At 68.2% G+C, this 21,001-nt stretch carries 23 protein-coding genes; 2 read left to right on the top strand and 21 right to left on the bottom strand.

The window, feature by feature from the left end; all coding sequences use genetic code 11:
- Positions 1-21 precede the first annotated feature (21 nt).
- The 3 genes from ACODSL_RS15285 to coaD form a co-directional block, all read right to left on the bottom strand.
- Positions 22-585, bottom strand: coding sequence for a BRCT domain-containing protein (locus ACODSL_RS15285; RefSeq protein WP_488901573.1), 564 nt, complete (start codon positions 583-585; stop codon positions 22-24).
- A gap of 11 nt (positions 586-596) precedes the next feature.
- A complete protein-coding gene (locus ACODSL_RS15280) occupies positions 597-1,121 on the bottom strand; it encodes a DUF2939 domain-containing protein (RefSeq protein WP_488901572.1) in 525 nt (174 codons plus the stop codon).
- An 88-nt stretch (positions 1,122-1,209) separates the two neighbouring features.
- The gene (gene coaD, locus ACODSL_RS15275; RefSeq protein WP_488901571.1) at positions 1,210-1,746 is read right to left on the bottom strand and encodes a pantetheine-phosphate adenylyltransferase; all 537 of its coding nucleotides are present in this window, start codon (positions 1,744-1,746) and stop codon (positions 1,210-1,212) included.
- Positions 1,747-1,860: 114 nt separating this feature from the next.
- Between coaD and ACODSL_RS15270 the strand changes: the two genes are divergently transcribed.
- Positions 1,861-2,493, top strand: a complete 633-nt coding sequence (locus ACODSL_RS15270; protein WP_488901570.1) for an ankyrin repeat domain-containing protein — start codon at positions 1,861-1,863, stop codon at positions 2,491-2,493.
- 218 nt (positions 2,494-2,711) lie between these two features.
- The gene (locus tag ACODSL_RS15265) at positions 2,712-3,425 is read left to right on the top strand and encodes a class I SAM-dependent methyltransferase (RefSeq protein WP_488901569.1); all 714 of its coding nucleotides are present in this window, start codon (positions 2,712-2,714) and stop codon (positions 3,423-3,425) included.
- Between the two features lie 121 nt (positions 3,426-3,546).
- On the opposite strand, the gene infB is transcribed toward ACODSL_RS15265, so the two are convergent.
- The 18 genes from infB to ACODSL_RS15175 all read right to left on the bottom strand — a co-directional run bounded on the left by infB (position 3,547) and on the right by ACODSL_RS15175 (position 20,935).
- Positions 3,547-6,510 (bottom strand): translation initiation factor IF-2, encoded by a 2,964-nt coding sequence (gene infB / locus ACODSL_RS15260; protein ID WP_488901568.1) that lies wholly within the window; start codon positions 6,508-6,510, stop codon positions 3,547-3,549.
- An 87-nt stretch (positions 6,511-6,597) separates the two neighbouring features.
- Positions 6,598-7,227, bottom strand: coding sequence for an RNA-binding protein (locus ACODSL_RS15255; RefSeq protein WP_488901567.1), 630 nt, complete (start codon positions 7,225-7,227; stop codon positions 6,598-6,600).
- 87 nt (positions 7,228-7,314) lie between these two features.
- Positions 7,315-8,991 carry a transcription termination factor NusA gene (gene nusA, locus ACODSL_RS15250; protein WP_488901566.1) on the bottom strand — a complete coding sequence of 559 codons (1,677 nt, stop codon included), beginning with the start codon at positions 8,989-8,991 and terminating at the stop codon, positions 7,315-7,317.
- Positions 8,992-9,002: 11 nt separating this feature from the next.
- Complete coding sequence (gene rimP, locus ACODSL_RS15245; RefSeq protein ID WP_488901565.1) at positions 9,003-9,560, bottom strand: ribosome maturation factor RimP; 558 nt, start codon at positions 9,558-9,560, stop codon at positions 9,003-9,005.
- Between the two features lie 123 nt (positions 9,561-9,683).
- On the bottom strand, positions 9,684-10,181 hold the full coding sequence (locus tag ACODSL_RS15240) for a DUF1993 domain-containing protein (protein WP_488901564.1): 498 nt from the start codon (positions 10,179-10,181) through the stop codon (positions 9,684-9,686).
- Between the two features lie 76 nt (positions 10,182-10,257).
- Positions 10,258-10,935, bottom strand: coding sequence for a tRNA (guanosine(46)-N7)-methyltransferase TrmB (gene trmB, locus ACODSL_RS15235; protein ID WP_488901563.1), 678 nt, complete (start codon positions 10,933-10,935; stop codon positions 10,258-10,260).
- 111 nt (positions 10,936-11,046) lie between these two features.
- Positions 11,047-12,273: a methionine adenosyltransferase gene (gene metK, locus ACODSL_RS15230; RefSeq protein WP_488901562.1), complete on the bottom strand. Its 1,227-nt coding sequence runs from the start codon at positions 12,271-12,273 to the stop codon at positions 11,047-11,049.
- A 95-nt stretch (positions 12,274-12,368) separates the two neighbouring features.
- Entirely contained in the window at positions 12,369-12,809 is a 441-nt protein-coding gene (locus tag ACODSL_RS15225; RefSeq protein WP_488901561.1) for a helix-turn-helix domain-containing protein, read from the bottom strand.
- A 62-nt stretch (positions 12,810-12,871) separates the two neighbouring features.
- Positions 12,872-14,452 (bottom strand): apolipoprotein N-acyltransferase, encoded by a 1,581-nt coding sequence (gene lnt / locus ACODSL_RS15220; protein WP_488901560.1) that lies wholly within the window; start codon positions 14,450-14,452, stop codon positions 12,872-12,874.
- Positions 14,449-15,333 (bottom strand): hemolysin family protein, encoded by an 885-nt coding sequence (locus tag ACODSL_RS15215; RefSeq protein WP_488901559.1) that lies wholly within the window; start codon positions 15,331-15,333, stop codon positions 14,449-14,451. Before ACODSL_RS15215 ends, lnt begins: the two co-directional genes overlap by 4 nt.
- Positions 15,334-15,338: 5 nt before the next feature.
- The gene (gene ybeY, locus ACODSL_RS15210) at positions 15,339-15,809 is read right to left on the bottom strand and encodes an rRNA maturation RNase YbeY (RefSeq protein ID WP_488901558.1); all 471 of its coding nucleotides are present in this window, start codon (positions 15,807-15,809) and stop codon (positions 15,339-15,341) included.
- Positions 15,775-16,728, bottom strand: a complete 954-nt coding sequence (locus ACODSL_RS15205; protein WP_488901557.1) for a PhoH family protein — start codon at positions 16,726-16,728, stop codon at positions 15,775-15,777. Before ACODSL_RS15205 ends, ybeY begins: the two co-directional genes overlap by 35 nt.
- A complete protein-coding gene (gene miaB, locus ACODSL_RS15200; RefSeq protein ID WP_488901556.1) occupies positions 16,725-18,068 on the bottom strand; it encodes a tRNA (N6-isopentenyl adenosine(37)-C2)-methylthiotransferase MiaB in 1,344 nt (447 codons plus the stop codon). Before miaB ends, ACODSL_RS15205 begins: the two co-directional genes overlap by 4 nt.
- 50 nt (positions 18,069-18,118) lie before the next feature.
- Entirely contained in the window at positions 18,119-18,526 is a 408-nt protein-coding gene (locus ACODSL_RS15195) for a Fur family transcriptional regulator (protein WP_488901555.1), read from the bottom strand.
- A 44-nt stretch (positions 18,527-18,570) separates the two neighbouring features.
- Positions 18,571-18,996: a GNAT family N-acetyltransferase gene (locus ACODSL_RS15190; RefSeq protein WP_488901554.1), complete on the bottom strand. Its 426-nt coding sequence runs from the start codon at positions 18,994-18,996 to the stop codon at positions 18,571-18,573.
- Positions 18,993-19,625: a tRNA (adenosine(37)-N6)-threonylcarbamoyltransferase complex dimerization subunit type 1 TsaB gene (gene tsaB / locus ACODSL_RS15185; protein WP_488901553.1), complete on the bottom strand. Its 633-nt coding sequence runs from the start codon at positions 19,623-19,625 to the stop codon at positions 18,993-18,995. The genes ACODSL_RS15190 and tsaB overlap by 4 nt, the downstream gene beginning before the upstream one ends.
- A 71-nt stretch (positions 19,626-19,696) precedes the next feature.
- Positions 19,697-20,287: a malonic semialdehyde reductase gene (locus tag ACODSL_RS15180; protein WP_488901552.1), complete on the bottom strand. Its 591-nt coding sequence runs from the start codon at positions 20,285-20,287 to the stop codon at positions 19,697-19,699.
- Between the two features lie 81 nt (positions 20,288-20,368).
- Positions 20,369-20,935, bottom strand: coding sequence for a NifU family protein (locus ACODSL_RS15175; RefSeq protein WP_488901551.1), 567 nt, complete (start codon positions 20,933-20,935; stop codon positions 20,369-20,371).
- Between the last annotated feature and the right edge of the window lie 66 nt (positions 20,936-21,001).

The following is a 21,001-nucleotide window of genomic DNA, read 5'->3' as shown; positions in this document are numbered from 1 at the left end:
CCGGCGAAGGAGGAGAAGCCCCTAGCCGCCGGGACGGCCAAAATCGGGCGCGAACACCCGGTCGGTTACGCCGTCGTTCGTTGGGCCGGGCATGCGCCACTCGCCGTGGAACGAGAACAGCATGTCGCCGCATAGCCGTGGCTCTCCCGTGGTCGGGTCATCCCCGAAGGCGAACATCCGCAGGTCCCGTCGTGAGCCGACCTGGCCGATCGACAGCCAGCCCTTCGTCGAGCCGGGGCAGAAGGCCGTGATCATGATCCGGCCCTCCTGGGCCTTGGGATCGATCGAATAGAGCGAGCCGCTGCCCGCGTTCGGGCCCATCAGGGCGTCGAGCTTGCGATTCAGCGCGCCGTCGGTCGACGGGCGCGGCACGATGCCGACGGCCACGGCGGTGGCCCGCACCGCATGGATGCGGGTTCGCAGCAGCGTCTTTGTGAAGACAAAGGTCAGGCCCGCGCCGGTCAGCCGCCGCGCGGTCGGCGAGACGGCGTCGTAGGTCACCATCCGTTTCGGCGCGGCCAGAGCGGGCCCCGCCAGCGACAGGATCAGGGCCGTCAGGACGACGGTGTGAAGCGGACGGGTCATCAAAGGGTCTCTTACGGGGTCTTGCGGCCCTTGCCGCGCAGGTCGGCGAGGTCGCCCTCGAATCCGGACAACTTCCAGGTCCCCTCGACATTGGTGAACATCAGGAGGCAGGGGCCGTCCTTCTTCTTCGTCGCGCAGACCCGGCCGTCGGGCAGATATTTGAGCGCCGCGCCGATCGCCAGGCGGTCGGGCAGCGGTTTGTCCGGCGTGTAGCCGTAGTAGTTGGCGATGGCGCGAAACACCTGCGGCCGGATCAGGGCCTCGACGGCGACGTCGGCGAGGTTGGGCGCGATCAGCGCCGCCAGCGCGCGGGCGCCGTCGTCCATGTCGGGACGGGTCGTTTCCCGCATCACCCGGCCCTCGAGATTCTGTTTGAGGGCCTTGCGGTCGACATAGCGGTCGAACGCGTCGCGATCGTTGTCGCGGATAGCGACGAGCAGGCTGTGTACGTCCCCGGCCGCGTCGAACCGGCTGGCGGTGGCGCAGCCGGCGAGGGTGACGATCGAGAACGCGAGGAGGACGAGCGTGCGGATCATGGAACCTTCTTTATCACAGTCCGGGGCGGAAATGGGGCGGACGGTAGTCCGGTTTCAGCACCGGGTCGGGGGGTGACGGATAGCGATGTCACGTCCGACGCGCGGCGAAAGCCGCCTCCACGCAGGGCATCACCAGCCAGTCCACGGGCTCACCGAAGGACTCCAGCTCCTTGGCCGTGCTCGACGACACGTGGAGGAAGGACGCCTGGCAGATGAAATGGACCATCTGGATCGTGGGATCGATGCGCTCGGCGACGCCGTGCAGGTTGAACTCGTCATTGAAGTCGCTGGCCTCGCGCAGGCCGCGCACGATGTGGGTCGCCCCGATGGCGCGGGCGTAGGCCAGAAGGCTGCGATTGGCGAATTCGCCGACGTCCAGCGCGCCATCGAACAGCTGGCCAGATGTGGCGGAGGCCGCTTCGGGCCAGCGCTCACGGATCGACTGGTCGATCAGCCGCCGACTCTCCTCGACCTCGAACATCCGTGTTTTGCGCACATTGGCGCCGACGGCGACGTGGACCGTGTCGAAGGTCAGCAGGGCCTTGCCGATGATGTCGAGGTGGCCGCGGGTCACCGGATCGAAAGAGCCGGCGTACAGGGCCTTGGTCTTGGCGGGCTTGCGCATCGGCGGCCTTGCGTCGTGGGTCCGGCTCGTAACGTCAACAGTTCCGGGAGGTTGCGGGAAAAGGCAAGGGGGTGTCAGGGTGGTCGCCGGACAGGAGGCTGGAGCCGCACGCATATGGACGAGGGGGCGCTCAGGGCGCTGTTCAACGCGATCGCCTCGGCGGATGCCGTGGGGATGCACGACCTGCTGGACGCCACGCCAGATCTGGCTCGGGTCGTCCTGAGGGCAGGGGCGACGCGGGAGACCGCCACCGAGAACTATCTGACCGCCATCAGCCACTATGTTTACGCCGGCGACACGGCGCTGCATGTGGCGGCCGCCGCGCATCGGCCGGAGATCGCGCGGACCCTGATCGGCCTCGGCGCTGACGTCGCCGCGAAGAACCGGCGGGGCGCGACGCCCCTTCACTACGCGGCGGACGGAACGCCGGGCCTTGCGACGTGGCGGCCGCAGGATCAGGCCGCGACCGTCGCCGTGCTGATCGCCGCGGGCGCTGACCCGGACGCGGTCGACATGAACGGGGTCGCGCCGTTGCATCGCGCCGTCCGGACGCGCTGCGCGGCGGCGGTTGAGGCGTTGCTGGAAGGTGGCGCGGATGCGGGCATGTCCAACGGCAAGGGCTCGACGCCCATGATGCTCGCGACCCGCCAGACCGGCCGGGGCGGGAGCGGCTCGCCGGAGGCGAAGGATCAGCAGGCGGAGATCGTGCGGCTGCTGGAAAGGAAAGGGGGCCAGTCCGGGCCCTGATCTCATGGCGAGAGGATCGCCGGTCTCCCCGGATTGCTCAAGGGCGCTTCGCGTCGCGGAGCGATGGCCCGGAGGGCCACCCTTGACCAGGCTGGATAGACCGGCACGCTGGCTTGCAGGAGATCGCGGGCGGGGTCTCGCCGGGAGACCCCTTGGTCTGCTTGTCCGAATCTTCTACCCGGGGGTGGAGAGCAGCTGCGCCGTATTGTTGAACAGTCATGACCGATTTCTACGGGCAGGATTTGGCTTCCGTGCACGCCGAAGCCTACGAGGCCTTGGCGGTGTCTGCCGCAGCTATGCTGCTTACGCTGCTTGGTGATGGCGATCCTGGACGGCGGGTGCTCGACCTTGGATGCGGGGCCGGTTCGCTGAGTCGGCGGATGGTTGGGCACGAATTCTCAACCTGGGGGATCGACGTATCTCCCGCGCTGATAAGTCTGGCGCGTGAGCGGATGCCCCAAGCACAGTTCGAATGTGGTTCAATTCTCGACGCTGAGTTTCCGAAAGCGACGGCCGCCGCGGCCGTCGGCGAAGTGCTCAACTATGCGACTACGGCCGATAGTTCCGCCCTCAGCGAGGTCTTCCGCCGCGTGTTCGAGGCCTTGGATCCCGGGGGTGTGTTCCTGCTGGATATTGCTGCGCCGGGGCGAGCGGGAACCGGACGCGCCTTCAGCGATGGACCGGGCTGGGCGGTCGGCGTGATTGCCACCGAAGCAGACAACCAGCTCATTCGCCAGATCAGCATTTTTCGTCAGCATCAGGATAGCCTTTGGTCGCGGACGCACGAGGAGCATCGGCTGCGGCTATGGCCGAGTTCTGCGGTCACGGAGCAGCTGGCCTCCTGCGGCTTCCTTGTCGAACAGCTATCCGGATACGGCGGCGTCGCGATGCCGCCGGCTCTCAACGTCTATCTGGCAAGAAAGCCGGACTGACCGACGGCGGCTACGGGTCGACGCGCGTCACAATGCGCGGCTCGGCAAAATCTGGCTCGACCAATGAAAAAGGCGCGGAGGTTTCCCCCCGCGCCCTTCGCATTGTCGCTCGTGAAGCGTCCTACGCCAGCTGGCGCTTGACCTCTTCGACGGTGAAGCACTCGATCTCGTCGCCTTCGCGGATGTCCTGGAAGCCGGCGAACGCCATGCCGCACTCCATGCCGTTGGTGACTTCCGCCACCTCGTCCTTGAAGCGCTTGAGCGTCTGCAGGGTGCCCAGTTCCAGCACGACCACGTTTTCGCGGACGATCCGGACCTTGGCGCCGCGGCGGACCACGCCCTCGGTGACCCGGCAGCCGGCGACCTTGCCGACCTTGGAGATGTCGAAGGCCTGCAGGACCTTGGCGTTGCCGAGGAAGGTTTCCCGCTGGATCGGCGCAAGCATGCCCGAGAGCACGCCTTTGATGTCGTCGATCAGGTCGTAGATGATCGCGTAGTAGCGGATTTCGACGCCTTCGCGCACGGCCAGATCACGGGCCTGACGCGAGGCGCGGACGTTGAAGCCAAGCAGCGGGGCGCCTGCGCCCTTGGCCAGCATCACGTCGCTTTCGCTGATCGCGCCGGCGCCGGAGAGGATGATGCGGGCGCGGACTTCGTCCGTGCCGATCTTGTCCAGCGCCCCGACGATGGCTTCGACCGAGCCCTGAACGTCACCCTTGATGACCAGCGGCAGTTCGCTGATCCGCTTGTCCTGCAGCTTGGCCATCATGTCGGCCATCGAGGCGCCGGCCATGGGACCGCTGGCGGCGGACCGCTCACGCTTCAGGCGGACGCGGTACTCGGTCAGCTCGCGGGCGCGGGCTTCGTTCTCGACCACGGCGAAAGGCTCGCCGGGATCGGGCGTGCCGTCGAGGCCGAGGATCTCGACCGGGGTCGAGGGACCGGCGTCGGTCAGCTGCTCGTCGCGTTCGTTGAGCAGGGCGCGAACCTTGCCCCAGGCGGCGCCGGCCACGACGATGTCGCCGCGACGCAGGGTGCCGCGCTTGACCAGGACCGTGGCGACGGCGCCGCGACCCTTGTCCAGCTTGGATTCGATGACCACGCCCTCGGCCGTGCGGTCGGGGTTGGCCTTGAGGTCCAGAAGTTCGGCCTGCAGCAGGATGCGTTCGACCAGCTCGTCCAGGCCCGCGCGTGTCTTGGCGGACACTTCGACGATCTGGGTTTCGCCGCCGAGGCTTTCGACGACGATCTCGTGCTGCAACAGCTCGTTGATGACCCGCGTCGGATTGGCGTCCGGCTTGTCCATCTTGTTGACGGCCACGATGATTGGAACCCCGGCCGCCTTGGCGTGCTGGATGGCTTCGATCGTCTGCGGCATCACGCCGTCATCGGCCGCCACCACCAGGATGACGATGTCGGTGATGTTGGCGCCGCGGGCGCGCATGGCGCTGAACGCCGCGTGGCCCGGGGTGTCGAGGAAGGTGACCCGGTCGCCGCTCTTCAGGCGGACCTGATAGGCGCCGATGTGCTGGGTGATGCCGCCGGCCTCGCCCGCCACCACGTCGGTGGCGCGCAGGGCGTCGAGCAGGCTGGTCTTGCCGTGGTCGACGTGACCCATGACGGTCACGACCGGGGCGCGGGGTTCCAGGTGATCATCGTGGTCGTCGGCGTCGAGGAAGCCTTCTTCAACGTCGGCTTCGGACACGCGGCGAACGGTATGGCCGAACTCGGTGGCCACCAGCTCGGCGGTGTCGTTGTCGATCACGTCGTTGATCTTCAGCATCACGCCCTGACGCATCAGGAACTTGATGATGTCGACGCCGCGGACGGCCATCCGGTTGGACAGCTCCTGCACGGTGATGACGTCCGGGATGACCACTTCACGCGCGGTGCGGGCCTGTTCCTGGGCGCCGCCACGGCGCTTTTCCTTTTCCCGTTCACGGGCCCGGCGAACCGAGGCCAGCGAACGCATGCGCTCGGCCGCGCCCTCGTCGTCACCGGCCAGGACCTGGATGGTCAGGCGGCCTTCACGGCGCTTGGGTTCGCCCTTGGTGCGCGAGACGGCCTTGCCGGGCGCGGCGCCCTTGCGACGATCATCATCATCGTCAGGCCGGCGGTCGATAACGGCGCCCGCGCCGCCGGGCCGGGGGGCCTGGCGGGTGGCGCGCTGGATTTCGGGCGTGGCCGGCGCCGCTGCGGGCTGACCGGGACGGGCGCCGCGCGGACCACCGGGGGCCGCGCCCGGACGGGGCGCGGGGCGGGGAGCGAGGGCCGAATAGCGGACGGTTTCGCCCGGACGCGGGTTGTCACGCGGCGGACGGCTGTCGCCCTCGCGCGGCGGGCGCGGGGTGAAGGCGCGGTCGCCCTCGGGGCGCGGCGTGCGCTGACCGAAGTTGGCGCCGGCGTCCGGACGCGGGGCGCGCTGGTTGAACGGACCAGCATTGGGCGGCCGGTAGGTCGTGGTGCTCGACCGGTCGTCGCGGCGTTCGCGCGACGGCTCGTAGGAGCGCGTCTGGTTGGCCTGGGGCGCCGGAGCAGCCGGGGCCGGAGCCTGGGCGACCGGCGCGGGCGGCGGCGTCGGGGCGACCGGAGCCGGTGTCGGTGCGACAGGCGCAGGGGCCGCCGCGACCGGGGCCGCCGGAGCGGGGGTCGGCGCTGCGACAGGGGCGGCAGGAGCAGGGGCCCGAGCGGCCTGTTCAGCGGCGCGGGCGCGCGCTTCATCCTCGGCGCGGGCGCGGGCCTGGGCGGCCTGACGCTCCTGGGCTTCGCGGGCGGCGTCGATGGCGCGCTGGCGGGCGGCGTGTTCCTCGGCGGACAGGCCGCCGGGGTTGGACGCGGGCGGACGGGCGCCCGGCGCGGCGGGGCGCGGATCGTAGGTCGTGCGCTTTTCAGCGGCGGACGGTCCGGCCAGATTGCCCCCGCCACCCGGCGCGTGGGTACGCACGCGCTTGGTTTCGACCACCACCGTCTTCGACCGGCCGTGACTGAAGGTCTGCTTGACCACGCCCGCGTTCACCGAGCCCGCGCGGGGCTTCAGGGTGAGGGAGGGGCGGGCGGGCCGGCCGTTGTCGTTCTCGTCGCTCATGCGTCTCGCTTAACTCTCAGCCGGCGTATCCGGCTTCAATCGTCTAGTTCAAACCGCGAAGGGACCGAGGCGTCGCCGCCCGGTCTTCTACGGCTCCTCGCGCCAACTCTCCGGGAGAAGCGGGCGGAAGCCTGATAGCCGCTGGGCGTCTGATGTCCAGCGTCCGGAGGCTCGCCCCGCAAGGAAGGCGGTGTGTATCACATTCTCGCCCCCCAAGGCCAAACCCAATTCCTCGGAGGAAAAAAGGCCGAACAGGCGGGGCGGCGAGGGGCTTGAGTGGATCGCGCCGAGCAACTTTCGCCGTCCGTCGGCGGCGCCGTCAGACGCCTCGATCAGCCAAGCCGCCTTGCCGTTCCGGATGGACGACATGACCTTCTCGAACCCCGAAGAAAGGTCTCCGGAGCGCCGCGCAAGGCCCAGGCCGTCGAGAAGCCGTTTCAGGAGCAGGGTTTCAACCTGGTCGGCCAGGGTCGCCGGCGCGATCAGCTTCGTCCTGGCCGAACGCGAAAACAGACCCTTCTTCGCAGCCGCCTCGACGGAAGTTCGGTCGGCGGCCACCCACATGCCCCGGCCCGGCAGCTTGCGCGCGAGGTCGGGCGTGACGACGCCGTCCGGTCCGGCGACGAACCGGATCAGCCTAACCTCGTCCATGACCTCGCCAGAGACGATGTCGCGGCGCTCGCGGGAAGCCTGGGCGTGGGTGGCGGGGGCTCTCATGGGGATCAGGGCGTAGGTGGGCAGGGAGTAGTCACGCTGTTGAAGTGGCCCGACCGGGCTACTCCCTACGCCCCTACTCCCTGATCCCTAGGCGTCCTGCGCCTCGCCTTCGGCGGTGGCGAGGTCGAGGTCCTCGGGATTGTCGAGACCCTCGGACTCAGCCTCCGGCTCGTATTCCGGCTCGTATTCCGGCTCCGGCGGGGCCTCGACCCAGCCCATGATGACGCGGGCGCGCATGATCAGCGCTTCGGCGTCGTCAGGGCTCAGGGAGAAGGCTTCAAGGATGCCCGCCTCGCGAACCCGCTCGCCGTTCTTGTTCTCGAACCAGCCGCGCAGGTCGTCGGGCACCAGGCCGGCAAGATCCTCGACGGTCTTCACCTCGCCTTCGCCGAGCGCCACGGCGATCGGCAGGGTGACGCCCTCGATCTCGAGCACGGCGTCCTCGACGCCCAGTTCGACGCGACGGGCGTCCTGGGCGGCCGTTTCCTTGTCGAGGAAGTCGCGGGCGCGGGCCTGCAGTTCATCGGCGGTATCTTCGTCGAAGCCTTCGATGGCCGCGATTTCATGCGGCTCGACATAGGCGACGTCTTCCACCGACACGAAGCCTTCGGTGGCCAGCAGCTGGGCGATGACCTCGTCCACGTCCAGGGCTTCCTGGAACAGGGCTGTGGTCTCGGCGAACAGCTTCTGACGGCGCTCGCTCTCCTGGGACTCCGTCATGATGTCGATCTGCCAGCCGGTCAGCTGGCTGGCGAGGCGGACGTTCTGGCCGCGGCGGCCGATGGCCAGCGACAGCTGTTCGTCGGGCACCACCACTTCGACGCGCTCGTCCTCCTCGTCCATGACGACCTTGGAGACTTCGGCCGGGGCCAGCGCGTTGACGATGAAGGTCGCCTCGTCCGGGTTCCACTGGATGATGTCGATCTTCTCGCCCTGCAACTCGGCGACGACCGCCTGGACGCGCGAGCCGCGCATGCCGACGCAGGCGCCGACCGGGTCGATGCTGGAGTCGTTGGACACCACGGCCATCTTGGCGCGGCTGCCCGGATCGCGGGCCACGGCGCGGATCTCGATGACGCCGTCGTAAACTTCCGGCACCTCCTGGGCGAACAGCTTGGCCATGAAGCCGCCGTGGGCGCGGCTGAGCATGATCTGCGGGCCCTTGGCCTCGCGGCGGACGTCATAGATGTAGCAGCGGATCCGGTCGCCGATGTTGAAGTTCTCGCGCGGGATCGACTGGTCGCGGCGCATGATGCCTTCGCCGCGGCCCAGGTCGACGATGACGTTGCCGTATTCGACGCGCTTGACGCTGCCGTTGACGATCTCGCCGACGCGATCCTTGAACTCTTCGAACTGACGCTCGCGCTCGGCCTCGCGGACCTTTCCGGTGACCACCTGGCGGGCCATCTGGGTCTGGACCCGGCCGAACTCGAACGGCGGCAGCTCCTCGTCCGTGACCTGGCCGACGAAGGCGTCGCGGTCGATAGCCTGGGCGTCGCTGAGGCGGATGACGCCCAGCGTCTCCTCGTCGATCTCGGCGTCGTCCGGCACCACGGTCAGGTAGCGCTTGATCGAGGTTTCGCCGGTCTTCGGGTCGATCACGACGCGGATGTCGTGCTCGGCGCCGTAGCGGCTGCGCGCCGCCTTCTGGATCGCTTCCTCGATGGAGGCGATGACGATCTCCTTGTCGATGCCCTTTTCACGGGCGACCGCGTCAGCGATCTGCAGGAGCTCGAGCCGGTTGGCGGAAATGCCGGTGGCCATGGTCAGGGTTCCTAATCGGTCTCAGGTTCGGATTGCAGGCGGGCGGCGCGTTCTTCTGCGCCGTGTTTCATCAGCTTGTCGTCGAGGACCAGCTTGGCCTCGAGGATCCACTCGAACGGGATGTAGAGGGTGGTTTCGGCCTCGCCCTCGATATTGATCCCGACCTGGCCCTCTTCGGTTCCCGCCAGCTCGCCCTTGAAGCGCTTGCGGTTGTCGGCCAAGCGGTCGAGCTCGATGCGGGCCTCGAAGCCTTCCCAGGTGTCGAAGTCCTTCAGGCGGGTCAGCGGCCGGTCGATGCCGGGGCTCGATACCTCCAGCGTGTATTCGCCGCTGATCGGGTCCGCCGCGTCGAGAACTTCGGAAAAGGCTCGCGACAGCACCGTGCAGCCCTCGACGGTCATGTCGCCCCCACTTCCGTCTTCAAGGAGGGGTGTCTCGGCCATGATCTGCAGCCGCCGGCGCTCCTTGCCGGCCATCAGGCGCAGACGGACGATCTCGAAGCCCGCCGCTTCCGCGACCGGGTCAAGCAGGCCGAGCAACTGGGCGTCTTCCGCCGTCCGTGCGCGCATCCGTCTCAAATCCAAACAAAAAGCGGCGACCTCTCGGTCGCCGCTCGAATGCGCCATCCAGCGCGTTCAAACGATGTGAACGCTCTTATAGGCCCCTTCATCGCCCTTGTCAGCCCCGGATTCTCAGCGCGCGCCGCCGAGGAAATCCATCTTGCCGATCGGCGCGCCGTTCGCCCGCAGCAGCGCGTAGGCGATGGTGATGTGGAAGTAGAAGTTCGGCAGCGCGAAGCCGGTCAGATAGTCGGCGCCGACGAACTTCATTTCGCCCTGCGGAAATTTCAGCACGACCTCGCGGTCCTCGGCGCCGTCCAGGGCGGCGGCCTCGATGCTGTTCACATAGGCGATCGTGGCGGCGATCCGGGCCTTCAGCTCGGGGATGGTGGTTTCGGTATCGGGCATCGACGGCGCTTCAACGCCGGCCAGGCGGGCGACGGTGCCCTTGGCGCTGTCGGAGGCCATCTGGATCTGGCGCGGGAAGGGATGCATGTCCGGCGCGAGGCGGGCTTCGAGCAGGGTTGCCTCGGTGACGCCGGCGGCCAGCGCCTTGTCGATCATCGCCGAGAGATTGTTCAGCGCGCGGGTGAAGACCGGCGCGGACGCTTGGTGGATCGTGAAGCTCATGGTCGGAGTCCTGGTGCGGAAGGTGGTGCGAGCCGCTCACATCGTGTGCTTCGCGGCCAATATCCAGTGGGCAGGCTCAGGCCCGCGTGAAGTCCAGAAATACCGGCGGGCAGTCGCCGAGCTTCTTTTCCTCGTAGCGAGTCGTCAGATGGTCGGCGGGAGGGATGGCAGAGTCAGCCTCGACCGGCGTGAACAGGCCGGTCGCCGGCACGCGCCGCCGGGTCCAGTCGGCGTACTCCGCCCAGTCCGTGGCGAACCGCAGGCCGCCACCGGGCTTCAGCAGCCGGGCCAGTTCGACCAGAAACTCGCTCTGGACGATGCGCCGCTTGTGATGCCGCGACTTTGGCCAGGGATCGGGGAACAGGATGAACACCCGGTCCAGGCAGGCGTCCGGCAGGCGGGCCGCCACCTCGCGGGCGTCACCCTGGTGGATGCGCACGTTGGTCAGCTTGCGGTCGTCCACATGGCGCACGGCGCTGGCCACGCCATTGAGGAACGGCTCGACGCCGATGATCAGCAGGCCGGGGTCCCGGTCCGCCTGGCCGGCCATATGTTCGCCGCCGCCGAAGCCGATCTCCAGCCAGATTTCGCGGGCGTCGGGCTTGAGCGCGCGCGGATCGAACGGCCCCGCGGGGATTTCCAGCGTCGGCCCGACGGTGGCGAGCGTTTCCGCCTGCTTCGCCTTGATCGGTCGGGCCTTGATCCGGCCGTAGCTGCGCAGGGCGCCGTGTGGCTGCTGGGGCGTGATGGGCATGGAGAGGGCGTTGCGTGCGAAGGGGTGTGCGAAGGGAGCAGCTATCAGGGAGTAGGGCGTAGCGCGTAGAGGCGCCGCCTACACCGATCAGCTACTCCCCACTCCCCACGCCTAACCAGCCAGCTTCTTCAGTTCCGGGACCAGGTCGGTCTTCTCCCAGCTGAACCCGCCCTCGTTGTCCGGCTGACGACCGAAGTGACCGTAGGCCGCGGTGCGGGCGTAGATTGGCTTGTTCAGGCCCAGGTGCTCGCGGATCGCGCGCGGGGTCGCGCCGTTGATCAGGTCCGGCAGCACCTTTTCCAGCAGGGCAGGGTCGATCTTGCCCGTGCCGTGCATGTCGACGTGGAACGAAACCGGCCGGGCCACGCCGATGGCGTAGGCGATCTGGATCGTGCAACGGTCGGCAAGGCCCGCCGCGACGACGTTCTTGGCCAGGTAGCGGCAGGCGTAAGCCGCCGAGCGATCGACCTTGGTGGGGTCCTTGCCGCTGAAAGCGCCGCCGCCATGCGGAGCCGCCCCGCCGTAGGTGTCGACGATGATCTTGCGACCGGTCACGCCAGCATCACCGTCCGGCCCGCCGATTTCGAACTTGCCGGTGGGATTGATCAGCCACTGGGTCTTGTTGGTGACGAGTCCGTCCGGGAAGACGGCCAGAACATGCGGTTTGATGAGATCCAGCACGCGCCTGCTGGTTGGCGACTTGCCGTCGATCTTTTTCTTGTGCTGGTGCGAGACCACGATCGACACCACCCGCTGTGGGCGGCCGTCCGCGTCGTATTCGAGCGTCACCTGGCTCTTAGCGTCCGGCTCAAGCTCGTGGAGCTCACCCGAGTGACGCAGGTCGGCCAGCCGCTTCAGGATGTTGTGGCTGTACTGCAGCGTGGCCGGCATGAACTCCGGCGTTTCGGTGGTGGCGTAGCCGAACATGATGCCCTGGTCGCCGGCGCCCTCGTCCTTGTTCGCTCCGGCGTCGACGCCCTGGGCGATGTGGGCGGACTGGCCGTGCAGGTAGCAGGCGTACTTCGCCTTTTCCCAGTGAAAGCCCTTTTGCTCGTAGCCGATGTCCTTGATGGCCGCCCGAACCTTGGGCTCCAGGGACTTGATGATGTCCTTGGTCAGGGCCTTGTTGGCGGCCTTGTCGCCGCCGGGCTTGCCGGCCCGGACCTCGCCAGCCAGCACGATGCGGTTGGTCGTCACCAGGGTCTCGCAGGCGACACGCGCCTCGGGGTCGGCAGTCAGAAAGGCGTCCACAACCGTATCGCTGATTCGATCGGCGACCTTGTCCGGATGCCCCTCCGAAACACTTTCACTGGTGAAGAAATAGGAGGATCGGTTCACGGGCGCTCCTGAAAGCAAAGAAGCCGCCCCCCGGCTGGGGACGGACTCCTGCATCATATAAAGATGTCTTTATGCCCGCAAGCGGCGCGAGGGGGTCAGCCCTCGCCGGCGTCGCTGTCTTCTTCCTCGGCCATCGAGCGAACGAGGTCGAGAATGCGGCGGCGGACCCGCCCGCGTTTGATCTTCGGGAAGAGCGCGGCGAGTTCCAGACCCTCGGGCGTCATCAGGAAGTCGTGGATGAAGGGTTCGGCGCCGCTTTCGGCCACACCGTCGGCGCGGGCGGTCGACGGATCGACCAGTCCCTCGAAGAAGTAGGCGATCGAGGTCTGCAGCGATTTGGCGATTTCGTAGAGCTTGCTGGCGCTGACGCGGTTGGCGCCCCGTTCGTACTTCTGAACCTGCTGGAAGGTCAGCCCCAGGTCATCGGCAAGTCGTTCCTGGGAGACGCCGAGAAGTTTGCGCCGCATGCGGATGCGACCGCCCACATGCAGGTCCACGGGGTTCGGGGAGCGGTCAGTTTCAGTCGTTGTCGTCATGAGGGCCTGATATGTTGAAATGCCGATTTCAATTCACCGTTCCCCTAAGTCCTATTCTCCGTTCATTTCAAGCTCGGGACTACCCGTTTGAGTAGCCCAATCAAACCCGAAATGAGCAACAATAACAGAAAGGGCAGATCACCAAGTCGCGCATAGAGCGTTTCAAAGCTGGCAAGACGCAAGGATTCGTCGATAACGCCGGTCTCGCCGAGGCGCAAGGCTGACGACAGTCGCGCGCCCGTCGGCTCAACTATAGCGGATACGCCCGTCGGTGTCGCGCGGATGATCGGGACACCCTCCTCGATGGCCCTGTAGCTTGAGAGGTTCAGGTGCTGGAGCGGTCCGCTGGTGGCCCCGAACCAGGCGTCATTCGAGACATTGACGATGAAGGCGGGCCTTGCGCCAAAAGCTTTTGCGCCGGCCCTGGTGAACCCCGGGTAGAGGGCTTCGTAGCAGATCAGGGGCTGGAAGACCGGCAGGCCCGGCGGGTGCAAGGGCTGTGGCGGCGGGCCGGGCGAAAACCCGTCGCCGACGTGGACCAGGGTCTTGATTCCGAGCGCGGTCATCAGCCGGTCCAGCGGCAGGAATTCTCCGAAAGGCACCAGTCTGTACTTGTCATAGACGCCGGCAGGCTCGAGCCCTTCGCGTGTCCGGCGAACCGCGACGAGACTGTTGAACACACGATAGTCAGCCTGCGTCCCTTCGACGCGGTAGGCTCCGACCAGCAGGATCTGGCCCGGTTTGAGGGCGCCCTCTATGGCGGTTCGCGTCCAGGTTCCGGGGGCGAGATAGTTGTCGATGGCGTCGGGAATCGCGCCCTCGGGCCAGACGACGATGTCGGCGACCCGCCCGCCGGGATAGGGCAGCGACGTCAGGGTGACGTACTTGTCGACAATGCGCTGGAACTCGGCGGGATCGTACTTGGCCGATTGCCGGATGTCGGCCTGGACAATGCGCACCACCGGCTCCCTGATGGGTGACGGCGGGCGATTGATCAGATCCTGCGTCCGCCAGGCGCCCCAGCCGGTCAGGGCCACGAGGACCGCCACCGCCACGCCGACCATGACCTTACCGGCCCGCCCCTCGCGCCAGACCGCGAGGGAAGCGGCGATTGCGAGCGTGATCCAGGTGAGACCGTAGGCGCCGACCAGCGAGGCCGTCTGGGACATCGCCGATCCGGCCTTCCAGGTCTCGCCTGGAAGATTCCAGGGAAAACCCGTCAGGACGTGGCCGCGAAGCCATTCGACGCCCGCGAACACGCCGGCGAAGACCAGCGCCCGCGCGACGCCGGTAACCCCTGTCCAGCGATAGACAAGGCAAGCCGCGCCCCAGAACAGCGCGACGCCGCCCGCCATCAACGCGACGGCGAACGGCGCCATCCAGCCCTGGTGCGCGGCGTCGACCAGGAAGGCTTCCGCGATCCACCAGGTGCCGAGCGCGAAGTAGGCGAGGCCGGCGAGCCAGCCGCGCCAGAAGGCCGACCGGAGCGGACGGTCCGCGTCCGCCGTGTCGACCAGCCAGAGCAGCAGGGGATAGCCGATCAGACCGGGCAGGAGGCCGAAGGGCGGATGGGCCAGGGCCGCCGCGAGGCCGGCCGTGAGCGCCAGTGCCCAGCGCGGGATCCTGGCCGGATCGAACGTCACGTCGCCAGGGCTTCTTCGGGCGGGGTTTCGACAGGGCGGGGACGGAACCGGACGCGCTTCACGCGGCGGGGATCGGCGGCGATGATCTCGATGTCGTAGGCGGCCGACAGTCGAATGACGTCGCCCCGGCGCGGCACCCGGCCCGCTATCGCCGAAACCAGACCGCCGACCGTGTCGATGTCTTCCTCGTGATCGCCGTCGCCCAGCTGGTCTTCGCCCAGCAGAGCCTCGAGATCCTCAAGCAGCGCGCGGGCGCTGGCCTCGATGACGCCATCCGGCATGACCCTTAGACCCGTGACCGCCGCGTCGTCATGTTCGTCGGCGATGTCGCCGACCACGGCCTCGATCAGGTCTTCCAGGGTCACGAGGCCCTCGGTGCCGCCATACTCATCGATGACCAGGGCCATGTGGACGCGGGTCTTCTGCATCTGGGCCAGCAGCGTGGCGGCGCGCATGGAGCCGGGCACGCCCGGCGCGGGACGGCGCAGTCGCTTCAGCACACCGGCGGGGCGGCGTCCCTTGTTGGCCAGAAGCTTGAAGACGTCCTTGATGTGAACAAAGCCGATCGGATCATCGAGTGTGCCGCGATAGACGGGCAGGCGCGAGTGTTCGGTCTCGCTGAACTGGGCCACCAGACCTTCGAACGGCGTGTTGAACTCGACCGCCACGATGTCCGCCCGGGGCGTCATCACGTCGTCGACCGTAAGCGATTGGAACGCCCGGGCCTGGGCCGCGAGGGTCTCACCCGCCTGTGTCGTAGGCTCCAGGTCGGCGACGGGCTCACCGGAAAGGCCGTGGCGGGCGCGGTTGAAGAGGGACCAGAAGCCACGCTTCTGTTTCGGCGTTTCGGGCGGCGAGCTCGCGTCGTCGGAACTGGTCATCTTGCTCAGGCGTAGGGATCGGGAACGTCGAGGCCGGCGAGAATTCGCCGCTCCAGCGCTTCCATCTCCTCGGCTTCGGTCTCCGTCTGGTGGTCGTACCCTACAAGATGGAGCACCCCGTGCGCCACCAGGTGTTGCAGATGGTGGCGCAGCGGCTTGCCTTGTTCCACGGCCTCACGGGCGCAAACGCCATAGGCCAGGGCGATGTCGCCCAGATGACCCTCCGGATTCGCCGGCGCAGGGAAGCTCAGCACGTTTGTGGGGCCTGGTTTGTCCCGGAAGCGCAGGTTCAGGTCCGCCACCGTCGCGTCGTCGGTCAGCAGGATCGTCAGGCCGCCTTCCGCCGTGGCCGCCTCGGCCGCGAACAGCGCCAGGTCGGCGGCGTCGGGGAGCGCGCTCGCCCAGGCCTCGTCCTCGATCTCGATGTCGATGCCCACGATGCTACTGCCCCGTGCGCCTGGCGGCGTCGGCGTCATAGGCGCGGACGATGCGGGCGACCATCGGATGGCGGATCACGTCGGCGGCGGTGAAGCGGGTGACCGCCACCCCCTCGACGCCTTCGAGAATGGCCACCGCGTGCGCCAGCCCCGAGTCATTCGGGTTGAGCAGGTCGATCTGGCTGGGATCGCCGGTCACGGCCATGCGCGATCCTTCGCCGAGGCGGGTCAGGACCATTTTCATCTGCAGGCGGCTGGTGTTCTGGGCCTCGTCGACGATGACGAAGGCGTGGGCCAGGGTGCGACCGCGCATGAAGGCGATCGGGGCGACCTCGATCTCGCCCTTGTCGCGACGCCGGCGCAGCTGGTCGGCGCCCATCAGCTGGGTCAGGGCTTCCCAGACCGGCGCCATGTAGGGATCGACCTTTTCCGTCAGGTCGCCGGGCAGGAAGCCCAGCCGCTCGCCGGCCTCGACGGCCGGTCGGGTGACGATCAGCCGGTCGATGTCGCCACGCATGAGCATGGCCGCGCCATGGGCGACGGCGAGGAAGGTCTTGCCGGTGCCGGCGGGGCCCAGACCGAACACCAGATCATGGCGGCCCAGGTCGTCCATGTAGCGCGCCTGGGTCGCGGTCTTGGGCGAGACGGGGCCGCGCCGCGCGCCGCCGGCGACGCCGGGCGCTGCCGGAACATCTCCGCTTCGGGCATCGCCGATGGCCACGCGAACATCGGCGTCGGCGACGGGCGCGCCGGAATCGGCCAGCTCCGCCAGCGCCTGAACGGCCCGCTTCGCCGCCCCGCGTCCGCGCGCGTCACCGGCCAGCGACACGCCGCCGCCGGGGGTCTCGAGCAGGACCTTGAAGGCGTCCTCGATCAGGGCCGCGTGACGGCCGCCGGGGCCGGCGACCGCGCGGACGGCATCGTCGGACAACGGCAGAAACTCGGGCGGTCGGCTCATACGGTTTCCAGGACGAGGGAGCCGGACAGGCTGCCGCGGGTCGCGCTGTCGATGCGCACGGGCACGATCTGGCCGATCAGCCGCTCCGGGCCGTCGATATGCACCGGCTGAAGCCAGGGACTGCGGCCGCCGATCTGGCCGGGGTTGCGGCCGGTCTTCTCGATCAGCACGGGCGCGACACGGCCGACGACCGAGTGGTTGAAGGCCTCCTGCTGTTCCTGCAGCAGCGCGTTCAGGCGTTGCAGGCGCTCATCCATGACCTCGGTCGCGACCTGGCCGGGCATGGCCGAGGCCGGCGTGCCGGGGCGGCGACTGTACTTGAACGAGAAGGCGCCGGCGTAGCCGACCTCGCGCACCAGATTGAGGGTCGCCTCGAAGTCGCTGTCGCGCTCGCCGGGGAAGCCGACGATGAAGTCGCAGCTCATGGCGATGTCCGGTCGGGCGCCGCGGATCTTCTCGATCAGGCGGATGTAGTGCTCGGCCGTATGTCCGCGGTTCATGGCCTTGAGGATGCGGTCACTGCCCGACTGCACGGGCAGGTGCAGATAGGGCATCAGCGCCTCGACCTCGCCGTGGGCCGCGATCAGGGCGTCGTCCATGTCGCGCGGATGGCTTGTGGTGTAGCGAATGCGGTCGAGGCCCTCGACGGTCGCAAGCAGGCGCACGAGGCCCGCCAATCCGCCGGGGTCGCCGTCGTAGGCGTTGACGTTCTGGCCCAGCAGGGTGACCTCGCGCACGCCCTTGGCCGCCAGCACCCGGGCCTCGGCGAGGATGTCGCCGGCCGGCCGCGACCACTCGCCGCCCCGGGTGTATGGCACGACGCAGAAGGTGCAGAACTTGTCGCAGCCCTCCTGCACGGTGAGGAACGCGGTCACGCCGGTGACGTGGCGGTCCTTGGGCAGGGCGTCGAACTTTTCGTCGGCCGCGAAGTCGGCGCTGAGCCGCTCGCCGGTGGCCCGGTGAGCGCGGGCGATCAACTCGGGCAGCTGGTGGTAGGCCTGCGGGCCGACGACCAGGTCCACGGCCGGCTGGCGGCGCATGATTTCCTCGCCCTCGGCCTGGGCGACGCAGCCGGCGACGGCGATGGTCATCCGGCCGCCGCTGTCGGCCTTTCGGCCCTTCATCAGCTTGATCTGGCCGAGTTCGGAATAGACCTTCTCGGTCGCCTTCTCGCGGATGTGGCAGGTGTTGAGCACCACCAGGTCGGCGCCTTCCGGCTCGTCGGTCACGGCGTAGCCCAGCGGGCGCAGGACATCCGCCATGCGCTCGCTGTCATAGACGTTCATCTGACAGCCGTAGGTCTTGATGTAGAGGCGCTTCGTGGGCGCGGCGTCGGTCATTGACGCGTTATGGGGGCCGGGGGGCTCGCGCGCAAGATTGGGGCGGGACCCTACTCCTCCAGCGGCACCCCGTAGAGCTCCAGCCGATGATCCACCAGTTTGTAGCCGAGCTTGCGGGCGATGGCCTGCTGCAGGGCTTCGATCTCCTCGTCGACGAACTCGACCACCTTGCCTGTCTTCATGTCGATCAGGTGGTCGTGATGGACGTCCGGCGCCTCTTCATAGCGGCTGCGGCCGTCGCGGAAATCGTGGCGCTCGATGATGCCCGACTCCTCGAACAGCCGGACCGTGCGGTAGACCGTGGCGATCGAGATGTGCGGGTCGACGTCGTGGGCCCGGCGGTAGAGCTCCTCGACGTCCGGGTGGTCGGCCGAGACCGACAGGACGCGCGCGATCACCCGCCGCTGGTCGGTCATGCGCATGCCTTTTTCGACACACAGCTTTTCGAGGCGTTCCACGGCGGGTCTCCAGGCGAGTCGGCGGCAAGATAGGCCGCGCGGGGTCAGGTGTTAAGCGTCCGGCGCATGACCACTGCGTCGGCTCCGTCGGCGTAGTAGCTCCGGCGCAATCCGGCCGGTTCGAAGGCGGTGGATGCGTAAAGTCCGAGCGCCGCGGCGTTGGTTGAGGCGACTTCGAGGAACAGGCTGTCGGCGCCGCGCGCCCGGGCGATGTCGGCCGCCGCCTCGACCAATGCGCGGCCGGCCCCGTTGCGACGCACCAGCGGCGCGACCGCCAGGGTCAGGATCTCGGCCTCGTCAGCCACCGCGCGGCAGAGGATGAACCCCTGGCCGTCGAGCATCACCCCGAACACGCCGAAGGTTACCAGCAGCGCCTCGAAGGCCGCTTCGTCCCAGGGCCGCTCAAAGGCGGCGGCGTGCAGGACGGCCAGCTGTCGCGCGTCGTCGTGAAGGACCTTGCGCGGGGTCATATCGGCAGCTTGGCGTCCGGCGCCCGCAGGTACAGCGGGCGGGGCGCGCGGGTCGGCTCCGGACCACGCTGGGCCAGCCGGGCCACGGCGACGGGATCAGGGCCATCCGGGATCAGAACCGTCGCCGACGGCAGGGCGGGCGCCAGCAGCGGCGCGCCGGAGCCGATCAGGGTCGCCGGGCCGCCGTGATAGAGTTCGGCCAGCCGGGCGGCGGCGTCCGCCGCGGTCAGGGCGTCGGGGGCCATCAGGGCCGCCCCGTCGCCGAACATCTGCACATAGACCTGCTCGCGTCGCGCATCGATCACGGCCACGACGAACCCCGGCTGTCCGTAGGCCAGGGCTTCGAGCGCCCCGACGCCGACGCAGGGGATCGACAGGGCCGAGGACAGGCCCTTGGCAAAGGCGAGGCCCACGCGCAGGCCGGTGAAGCTGCCGGGGCCGACCGTTACGCCGATGCGAGTCAGGGCGGGAAAGCCGACGCCGGCCTCGGCCATCAGTTCCTGGACCAGCGGAGCCAGCCGCTCCTGATGCCCGCGCGGCATGGCCTCCGAGCGGGCGGCCAGAACCGTCTCGCCGACCAGCAGGGCGGCCGAGCAGGCGGTCAGACAGGTGTCGAGGGCGAGGATCACGGCCGGCCGCTGCGGGGCCGACCGTGAGTCCGGAGCGCGGTGAAGCGGCGGAGTGCGATCATCCGCCTCTCTTAGGCGAAGCTGGCCGCCTGCTCAAAGGTCAGACGCGGGTTGCGCGGATAGAGGTTCTCGGTCGTGCCGTGCCCAAGGCTGGCGATGAAGTTGGACTTGATGTTGGTCCCGGCGAAGAAGGCCGCGTCGACGCCGGCGTTGTTGAAGCCCGACATGGGCCCGGCGTCGAGACCCAGTGCACGGGCCGCGATGATCAGATAGGCGCCCTGCAGGGAGCTGTTGCGGAAGGCCATCGGCTCGGCCATCGGCGTGCCCTTGAGACCTGACAGCATGGTCGGCGCGTTGGGGAACAGGGTGGCGTTGTGATCCATGAAGTCGAGGTCATGGCCGATGATCACGGTCACCGGGGCCTGCAGGATCTTCGCCTGGTTGTTGCCGCTGGCGAGCGCCGACAGCTTCGCCTTGCCCTCGGGGCTGGTCACGAACACGAACCGCGCGGGCGAGGAATTGGCCGCCGTCGGGCCGAACTTGGCCAGGTCATAGACCTGCTTCAGCAGCGCTTCCGGCAGGGGCTCCGGGTTCCAGGCGTTGTAGGTCCGCGCTTCGCGGAACAGCTGGTCGAGGTCGGCGTCGGGAAGCGGGGCGGCCATGGGTATCTCCATCCGTATCTGATACGGTTGCAATATAGGGAGGGCCGCGTCCTTGCCAAGGGGGTGTCGGGAAGCGCGGACCTAGAGGGTCTGCTCGACCCGGGTTACTTCAGGCACATAGTGCTTGAGCATGTTCTCCACCCCGGCCTTGAGGGTCGCGGAAGAGGACGGGCAGCCCGAGCAGGCGCCGCGCATGTGCAGATAGACCACGCCGGTGTCGGCCTCGAACCGTGAGAAGACGATGTCGCCGCCGTCCTGGGCGACGGCCGGGCGGATGCGGCTGTCGAGCAGGTCCTTGATCTCGGCGACGATCTGGGCCGTTTCGCCCTCATAGACCGTGGCGTCGTGGCCGGTCCCGTCGTCATCGTTGAGGATCGGCGCGCCGCTGGTGAAGTGATCCATGATCGCGGCCAGCACCGGGGCCTTGAGATGGGCCCAGTCGCTGTCGGATGTCTTGGTCACGGTGACGAAGTCGCCGCCGAAGAAGACGCGGGTCACTTCGCCCAGGTCGAACAGGGCCTTGGCCAGCGGTGAAGAGGCCGCTTCGTCCGCGTCACGGAACTCGCGGGCCCCGTCGCCGAGCACATCCCTGCCGGGCAGGAACTTCAAAACCGCCGGATTGGGCGTGGGTTCGGTCTGGATAAACATGAAAATACATGTGGCGCTGCGCAGAGCGCGTGACAAGGGCGACGTTTTCTGGCGCTATGTTAGCAC

Source organism: Caulobacter sp. FG121, from assembly GCF_057809815.1.
Note: the sequence above shows the minus strand (reverse complement) of the source record. Positions and strands in the feature narration are given on the sequence as shown.

Coding starts and splice junctions, on each gene's coding strand:
- ACODSL_RS15285 (WP_488901573.1), bottom strand. CDS start 585: ATGACCCGTCCGCTTCACACCGTCGTCCTGACGGCCCTGATCCTGTCG.
- ACODSL_RS15280 (WP_488901572.1), bottom strand. CDS start 1,121: ATGATCCGCACGCTCGTCCTCCTCGCGTTCTCGATCGTCACCCTCGCC.
- coaD (WP_488901571.1), bottom strand. CDS start 1,746: ATGCGCAAGCCCGCCAAGACCAAGGCCCTGTACGCCGGCTCTTTCGAT.
- ACODSL_RS15270 (WP_488901570.1), top strand. CDS start 1,861: ATGGACGAGGGGGCGCTCAGGGCGCTGTTCAACGCGATCGCCTCGGCG.
- ACODSL_RS15265 (WP_488901569.1), top strand. CDS start 2,712: ATGACCGATTTCTACGGGCAGGATTTGGCTTCCGTGCACGCCGAAGCC.
- infB (WP_488901568.1), bottom strand. CDS start 6,510: ATGAGCGACGAGAACGACAACGGCCGGCCCGCCCGCCCCTCCCTCACC.
- ACODSL_RS15255 (WP_488901567.1), bottom strand. CDS start 7,227: ATGAGAGCCCCCGCCACCCACGCCCAGGCTTCCCGCGAGCGCCGCGAC.
- nusA (WP_488901566.1), bottom strand. CDS start 8,991: ATGGCCACCGGCATTTCCGCCAACCGGCTCGAGCTCCTGCAGATCGCT.
- rimP (WP_488901565.1), bottom strand. CDS start 9,560: ATGCGCGCACGGACGGCGGAAGACGCCCAGTTGCTCGGCCTGCTTGAC.
- ACODSL_RS15240 (WP_488901564.1), bottom strand. CDS start 10,181: ATGAGCTTCACGATCCACCAAGCGTCCGCGCCGGTCTTCACCCGCGCG.
- trmB (WP_488901563.1), bottom strand. CDS start 10,935: ATGCCCATCACGCCCCAGCAGCCACACGGCGCCCTGCGCAGCTACGGC.
- ACODSL_RS15225 (WP_488901561.1), bottom strand. CDS start 12,809: ATGACGACAACGACTGAAACTGACCGCTCCCCGAACCCCGTGGACCTG.
- ACODSL_RS15215 (WP_488901559.1), bottom strand. CDS start 15,333: ATGACCAGTTCCGACGACGCGAGCTCGCCGCCCGAAACGCCGAAACAG.
- ybeY (WP_488901558.1), bottom strand. CDS start 15,809: ATGACGCCGACGCCGCCAGGCGCACGGGGCAGTAGCATCGTGGGCATC.
- ACODSL_RS15205 (WP_488901557.1), bottom strand. CDS start 16,728: ATGAGCCGACCGCCCGAGTTTCTGCCGTTGTCCGACGATGCCGTCCGC.
- miaB (WP_488901556.1), bottom strand. CDS start 18,068: ATGACCGACGCCGCGCCCACGAAGCGCCTCTACATCAAGACCTACGGC.
- ACODSL_RS15190 (WP_488901554.1), bottom strand. CDS start 18,996: ATGACCCCGCGCAAGGTCCTTCACGACGACGCGCGACAGCTGGCCGTC.
- ACODSL_RS15180 (WP_488901552.1), bottom strand. CDS start 20,287: ATGGCCGCCCCGCTTCCCGACGCCGACCTCGACCAGCTGTTCCGCGAA.
- ACODSL_RS15175 (WP_488901551.1), bottom strand. CDS start 20,935: ATGTTTATCCAGACCGAACCCACGCCCAATCCGGCGGTTTTGAAGTTC.